This is a genomic window from Polaromonas sp. (assembly GCF_031411155.1).
In the GTDB taxonomy this organism is placed as follows: Bacteria; Pseudomonadota; Gammaproteobacteria; order Burkholderiales; family Burkholderiaceae_C; genus Polaromonas.
Window position 1 is genome coordinate 1 of the sequence record NZ_JANOAL010000163.1, and the last position, 6726, is coordinate 6726.

Consider the following 6726-nt stretch of genomic DNA (forward strand, 5'->3'; position numbering starts at 1 on the left):
CCAGCGCCGGCGCCGGTTCAAACTCGAAGCGCACCTCGTGCAGTTCCTGCTCGGTCGGCGCCAGCTCGGGGCGAAAGCGCCTGAGGTATTCCATCAGCACCAGCGAATGCTTTTGCTCTTCAAAAAACCAGATCGACATGAAGGCCGAGAAATCGCTGTCGTCCTTGTTGTCGCGCAAAAACATCTCGGTGGCGGGCAGCGCCGACCATTCGGTGATGGCGTTCATCTTGATGGTCTGGGCCTGCTCGTCGGTGAGCCTGGACGCGTCAAAACTGGCCCAGGGAATGTCCTTGTCCATGTCCCAGCGGACAGATTCGAGTTGTTTGAACAGTTCGGGATACAGCATGTGAACTCCTTGCCGGGAATACGCCGGGAAACCTGCCCTGGATGTGCGGCCGCCCCATCCTGGTCAAGAACACGATTTTAGGCGGCGAATGTGACAAGTGGTGACTTGCGGCTGCCCCAGGCCCCGGTTCAGGCGTTCAGGAAGCCCTGGACGGCGCCTTGGCCGACAAAAAAGGCCAGGCGCTTGACCTGGATTGAATCTGCGGGCATGGTGGCTGCGTACCTGTTTCATGTCTTGCCAGCGAGTTCACCATGACCCCCTTCCCTCAATTTCGCGTCTCACCCGTTTGCCTGAGCGTTCTGGTTCTGGGCTGCGCACTGTCGGCGCCAGCGGCCCGCGCCGCCACGCCCGCGCCCGCACCCGCTGCGGCCCCAGCCGCCCGCGCCAGTTGCAGCGCGCTGCTGCAACACAATTTCCTGCGCCTGCAGGACGAACAGCCGCAGTCGCTGTGCCAGTACAGCGGCAAGGTGGTGGTGGTCGTCAACACCGCCAGCTTTTGCAGCTTCACCCCGCAGTACGAGGGCCTGGAAGCGCTGTACGCCAAGTACAAGGACAAGGGGCTGGTGGTGCTGGGCTTTCCGTCCAACGACTTTTCACAGGAAACCGGCAGCAACAAGCAGATTGCCGATTTCTGCGAGAACACCTTTGGCGTGAAATTCCCGATGTTCACCAAAAGCAGCGTGGCCGGCAAGGACGCGAACCCGCTGTTCAAGCAACTGGCCGCCAAAACCGACACCCCGCCGCGCTGGAATTTTTACAAGTACGTGATTGCGCGCGATGGGCTCAGCGTGGTCGGCTTCAACTCGCTGGCCAGCCCGTCCAGCCGCCAGTTCGTCAAGGAAATCGAGAAGCAGCTCGCCGTCCAATAGGTCTTTACGCCGTCCAGTCCCCAAGACCGTCAAGCCCGTCAAGCCGGGGTTTGGGTGGGCTTGACAAGAAGTTACCAATCAGTCACTATTTCGACCAATCGGTAATTTCATCTTTTTTGAAGAGCCAGGCGACGCCGACGCCTGACCGGGCGGCGGCCATGCGTCATTTCTGCATTAACAAAACTTTACCTGGACCATGCCTGCCACGGCGGGAACTCACGCGGCCAAGGCGGGCTCCTAAACAGGCCAGCGCAATTTGCTCCGTCAAGGCGCGCCGGCTCAAAAACAGTTTACTTGTTGCGAAGCCTTCCGGGCCTTTTCGGTCCGGCTGCAATCCCGGGGCGGTCCTCCTCCTCCCTCCCTCCCTTGTTCGCTTTGGGGCGCTTCGCAACGTTTTTATCTTCCCGGCCGCGACCGGGTGCCGCGCATGAGCCGCGCCCCCTTGCGCGTCGCCATCATCGGCTCCGGCATCTCTGGCCTGGCGGCGGCGTACGCACTGCACCGCCAGGCTGCGGTCACCCTGTTTGAAGCCGGTGATTACTTCGGCGGCCACACCCACACGGTAGACATCACCCTGCCCACGCCGCAAGGCCCGGTCTGCCATGGCGTGGACACCGGTTTCCTGGTCTTCAACGAGCGCACCTACCCCGAGCTGATCCGGCTGTTTGCCGAGCTCGACGTGGACACCGCGAAGTCCGACATGTCGTTTTCGGTCAAGGTCGATGCCATCGGCGGCCAGGGCCTGGAGTGGAGCGGCTGCAGCCTGAACAGCGTGTTTGCCCAGCGCGGCAACCTGGCCCGCCCCAAGTTTCTGCGCATGCTGGCCGACATCGTGCGTTTTAACCGCATCACCACCGCGCTGGCCAGCGCGGGCGCCGAGGCCGCGATGATGCAGCCGCTCGGCGACTTTTTGCGTACCGAAAAGTTTTCCGACGCGTTTCGCGACTGGTATTTCCTGCCCATGATGGGCTGCATCTGGTCCTGCCCGACGGACCAGATGCTGCAGTTTCCGGTGGCGACCATGATCCGCTTTTGTCACAACCACGGGCTGCTCCAGATCACCAACCGGCCGCAATGGTGGACGGTCCGGGGCGGGGCCCGCCACTATGTCGAAAAAATTACCGCCCGCATTGGCGACAAGCGCCTGAACACGCCAGTGCGGCGGGTCGAGCGCAGCGCGGAAGGCGTGCGCATCGTCACCGACGGCCAGGCCGAGCGCTTTGACAAGGTGGTGCTGGCCACGCATTCGGACCAGTCGCTGGCCCTGCTGGCCGGTGCCAGCCCGGCCGAGCGCGCGGCCCTGGGCGCGATCCGCTACCAGCCGAACCGCGCCGTGCTGCACACCGATGCCTCGGTGCTGCCCGCGCGCCCGCTGGCCTGGGCCGCCTGGAACTACGAGCGCGCCCAGCCGAGCGGGCGCGAGTCGGCCACGGTCTGCCTGCACTACCTGCTCAATCGCCTGCAACCGCTGCCGTTTACCCAGCCGGTGCTGGTGTCGCTGAATCCGCTGCGCGAGATTGCGCGTAAACACATCATGGGCGAATTTGACTATTCACATCCGGTGTTTGACGCAGCGGCGATCCGCGCGCAGCAGCAGCTGGCTGCCCTGCAAGGCCTGCAGCACAGTTATTTCTGCGGCGCCTGGACCGGCTATGGCTTTCACGAGGACGGCCTCAAGTCGGGCCTGCAGGCGGCCCGCCAGTTGCTGCTTGAAACCGCAGGGGCAGGAAAATGAGTGCAACGCCACACGTGCGCAGCGACGGGCCGCCCCTAGCAAGCACAGCCCCTGAGGGGCTGAAGCCTGCGGCTCCAAACCTGCTTGAGCAGGTTTGGACAGGCGACAGAGGTGAAGCGTCTCGCGAGCCGCGGCCTGCAAGGCCTCGCGCATTACACGAAGTGAACAGCGTTGGAGCTCCACTGATTGGGTTTGGCCAGGTGCGCCACACGCGGCTGCGCCCGGCGCGCAACGCCTTTGCTTACCCGACCTATTTCTTGATGCTGCCGATGCGCGCCCTGCACCAGTACGGCAGCGGCGCGCTGGCGCACAACCGGCGCGGCCTGCTGAGCTTTTTTGACCAGGACCACGGCGACGGCGGCGATAACGCGCTGACCTGGCTCGACGCCCTGCTGCTGCGCGAAGGCGTGGATGACGCCGGCGGCGAAGTCTGGCTGCACACCTACCCGCGGGTGCTGGGCTACACCTTCAAGCCAGTCAGCTTCTGGTACTGCCACCGGGCCGACGGCGCGCTGCGCGCGATCGTGGTGGAGGTCAACAACACCTTTGGCGAGCGCCATTGCTACCTGCTCGACGCCCCCCGCTACGGCCAGGAACTGAGCGCCGACAAGGTGTTTCATGTCTCGCCGTTTTGCACACTTGAAGGCAGCTACCGTTTCCGCTTTTTGCACATCGACAACGACGGCCTGAAAAAAACCGTAGCCCGCATCGACTACGACGACAAGGCCGGCCCGCTGCTGGAGACCAGCGTCAGCGGCGCGCTGGAGCCCGTCACCCCGGCCAGCCTGCGCAAGGCCTTGTGGGGCTACCCGGCGATGACGCTGGGCGTGATGGCCCGCATCCACTGGCAGGCCTTCAGGCTCTGGTGCAAACGTGTGCCCTTGATCCGCAAACCCAAGCCCCCCAAAACCTTTGTCACGCGATGAATACCCTCAACACCTCCTCCACGCGCCAGCCCTTTGCCCTGCCGGGCGATGCCCCGTCGGCGGCGCGCACCACCCTGAAGCTGCTGCTGCGCCTGAAGCACGGCACGCTGACGGTCCAGCTGCCCGACGGCTCGCTGCAGCGCTTTGGCTCGGGCACCGCCCCCATGGCCAGCCTGCACCTGCACAACTGGAATGTCTGCAGCGCCGCGCTGCGCTCGGGCGACATCGGCTTTGCCGAAAGCTATATCGCCGGTGACTGGACCACGCCGCACCTGAGCGATCTGCTGCAGGTCTTCATCGCCAACCGCAAGGAAGTGGAAGACGTGATCTACGGCAGCTGGCTGGGCCGCCTGGCCTACCGCGTCAGGCACCTGCTCAACCGCAACACCAAGGCCAACAGCCAGAAAAACATCCACGCGCACTACGACCTGGGCAACGCGTTTTACGAACTCTGGCTCGACGGCACGATGAACTACTCGTCGGCCCTGTTTACAACCCCTGCCACCCCGATGAAAGAAGCGCAGAACGCCAAGGTGCGGCGCGCGCTGAGCATGGCGCGCGTGCAGCCGGGCGACCGCGTGCTGGAGATCGGTTGCGGCTGGGGCGCGTTGGCCGAGATGGCGACCACCGAATTTGACGCCTCGCTCGTCGGCGTGACGCTGAGCACCGAGCAGCTGGCCTGGGCCAACGCGCGCATGGAACGCGCAGGCGTCCGCGCTCGGGCAGAGCTGCGTTTGCAGGACTACCGCGACATCGGCAAAACCACGCCCGATGCGCCGTTTGACGCGATCTGCTCGATTGAAATGGTCGAGGCCGTGGGCCGCGAGTACTGGCCCGAGTACTTCCGCACCGTCGCCCGCCTGCTCAAGCCCGGCGGCCATGCCTGCATCCAGAGCATCGTGATTGCCGACGCGCTGTTCGAGCGCTACATCAGCTCGACCGACTTCATCCAGCAGTACATCTTCCCGGGCGGCTGCCTGCCCTGCCCGCGCGAGTTCCGGACCCAGGCCGCGGCCGCCGGGCTGGAGGTGGTGGACGAGTTGTCGTTTGGCCAGGACTACGCGCGCACCCTGAAGATCTGGCGCGACGATTTTCTGGCCCAGGAGTCACGGGTGCTTCAACTCGGGTTTGACAAGAGGTTTATCCGCATATGGGAGTTCTACCTGGCCTACTGCGAAGCGGCTTTTGCGCAGGCCAACACCGACGTGATGCAATTCACCCTGCGCAGGCGCTGACGCGCACCCTGCGCCTGCGGCGGGTGTGGCTGGCCCTGCTGGCGGCTATGCTGTGCGCCAGCGCGGCGCTGGCACAGACGCCGGATGCGGGTGACTTGCCGCCCGAATTGAAGCAGGCCCTGCCGGCCGGCCAGCTGATCGGCCAGGGCCGCCTCACGGTCTGGGGCTTTCAGGTCTATGACGCCCGGCTGTGGGCGCCCGCCGGCTTTGAGCGCAGCCGCCACGCCAGCCAGCCGCTGGCGCTGGAGCTGGCCTACCTGCGCGACTTCAAGGCCGCCGATATCGCCAGTCGCTCGCTGCACGAGATGCGCCGCGGCGCGGCTTTCAGCGACAGCCAGGCGGCGCGCTGGACGGCGCAGATGCTGCGGGTGATTCCCGATGTCAAAAAAGGCGACCGCATTCTGGGCCTGCACCGGCCGGGCGTGGGCGCGGCCTTCTGGGTCAACGGCCAGGCCAGCGGCGAGATTCGCGATGCCGAGTTTGCCCGGCTGTTTTTCGGCATCTGGCTGTCGCCCCAGAGCTCGGAGCCCCAATTGCGCGAGGCGCTGCTGGCGGGCGCGGGCGGTTGACCATGACGCAGCCGCCGCCGGCCCCTGCCGCCCCCGCCGTTTTTTCGGCGCGCAACGGCCTGCTGTATGGCTTGCTGGGCCTGCCGCTGGCCTTTGTGGCGCTGCCGCTGTATGTGATCTTGCCGAACCACTATGCGCGTGAGTTGGGCGTGCCGCTGGCCACGCTGGGGGCGATTTTGCTGGGCGCCAGGCTGTTTGACGCGCTGATCGACCCGCTGCTGGGCCGCCTCAGCGACCGGTTGTTCGCGCGTTCGGCCGGCGCCGTGCTGCGGCTGGGCGCGCTGGCCGCGGCGGTGCTGGCGCTGGGCTTTACGCTGCTGTTTTTTCCGCTGGTCAGCGGCCCCACCGCGCTGGCCGGCTGGGCCGCCGCCCTGCTGCTGCTGACCTACGCCGGCTACAGCGCGCTCAGCGTGGCGCACCAGTCCTGGGGCGCGATGCTGGGCGGCAATGAGGCCCAGCGCAGCCGCATCGTCGGCTGGCGCGAAGGGCTAGGCCTGATTGGCGTGATTTTGGCGTCAATTACGCCGCTAGCCCTGGGTTTACGCGCGACGGTAGCTATCTTTTTCATAGCACTGGTGGTCGGCTGGGCGGCCTGGGCACGCGCGCCCCGACCCATTTCGCGCCTGCCGCGCAGCCGTGCCAAGCTAGCGCTCTGGCAGCCCCTGCGCCAGCGCGCGTTTCGCCGCCTGCTGGCGGTGTTCATGCTCAATGGCATTGCCAGTGCCGTGCCCGCCACTCTTGTGCTGTTTTTTATCCAGGACCGGTTGCAGGCCCCGGCAGCCATGGAACCGCTGTTTTTAGGCAGCTATTTTTTGTCTGCTGCGCTGTCGATTCCGCTCTGGCTTGCGGTGGTCAAGCGCATCGGGCTGGGCAGCGCCTGGCTGTGCGGCATGGCGCTGGCTATTGCCGTTTTCAGCTGGGCTACGCAGGTTGGAGCAGGCCAGACCACGGCGTTTTTGGCCATTTGCGCGCTATCGGGCATTGCGCTGGGCACTGACCTGGCCTTGCCCGGTGCAATGCTGGCAGGCGTGATTCAGGCCAACGGT

The 6726-nt window shown here is 65.3% G+C and carries 6 protein-coding genes and 1 pseudogene; 6 read left to right on the plus strand and 1 reads right to left on the minus strand.

Annotated features, from left to right (window positions below):
• Positions 1–346, minus strand: a pseudogene (locus RMO23_RS10660) (ferritin-like domain-containing protein); the annotation flags it as partial.
• A gap of 251 nt (positions 347–597) precedes the next feature.
• Here RMO23_RS10660 and RMO23_RS10665 point away from each other — a divergent pair.
• From RMO23_RS10665 to RMO23_RS10690, 6 genes are all read left to right on the plus strand, one after another.
• On the plus strand, positions 598–1215 hold the full coding sequence (locus tag RMO23_RS10665) for a glutathione peroxidase (protein WP_309681266.1): 618 nt from the start codon (positions 598–600) through the stop codon (positions 1213–1215).
• A 442-nt stretch (positions 1216–1657) separates the two neighbouring features.
• Entirely contained in the window at positions 1658–2950 is a 1293-nt protein-coding gene (locus tag RMO23_RS10670) for an FAD-dependent oxidoreductase (protein WP_309681276.1), read from the plus strand.
• A gap of 161 nt (positions 2951–3111) precedes the next feature.
• Complete coding sequence (locus RMO23_RS10675; RefSeq protein ID WP_309681268.1) at positions 3112–3876, plus strand: DUF1365 domain-containing protein; 765 nt, start codon at positions 3112–3114, stop codon at positions 3874–3876.
• Positions 3873–5111: a cyclopropane-fatty-acyl-phospholipid synthase family protein gene (locus RMO23_RS10680; RefSeq protein ID WP_309681270.1), complete on the plus strand. Its 1239-nt coding sequence runs from the start codon at positions 3873–3875 to the stop codon at positions 5109–5111. Before RMO23_RS10675 ends, RMO23_RS10680 begins: the two co-directional genes overlap by 4 nt.
• A gap of 23 nt (positions 5112–5134) precedes the next feature.
• A complete protein-coding gene (locus tag RMO23_RS10685; RefSeq protein WP_309681272.1) occupies positions 5135–5680 on the plus strand; it encodes a chalcone isomerase family protein in 546 nt (181 codons plus the stop codon).
• Between the two features lie 2 nt (positions 5681–5682).
• Positions 5683–6726, plus strand: a 1044-nt coding sequence (locus RMO23_RS10690; protein ID WP_309681274.1) for an MFS transporter, incomplete at its 3' end; no start/stop codon positions are given.

Excerpts from the sequence above, each read along its gene's own strand:
- RMO23_RS10665 (WP_309681266.1), top strand. The coding sequence starts at position 598 with ATGACCCCCTTCCCTCAATTTCGCGTCTCACCCGTTTGCCTGAGCGTT.
- RMO23_RS10680 (WP_309681270.1), top strand. The coding sequence starts at position 3,873 with ATGAATACCCTCAACACCTCCTCCACGCGCCAGCCCTTTGCCCTGCCG.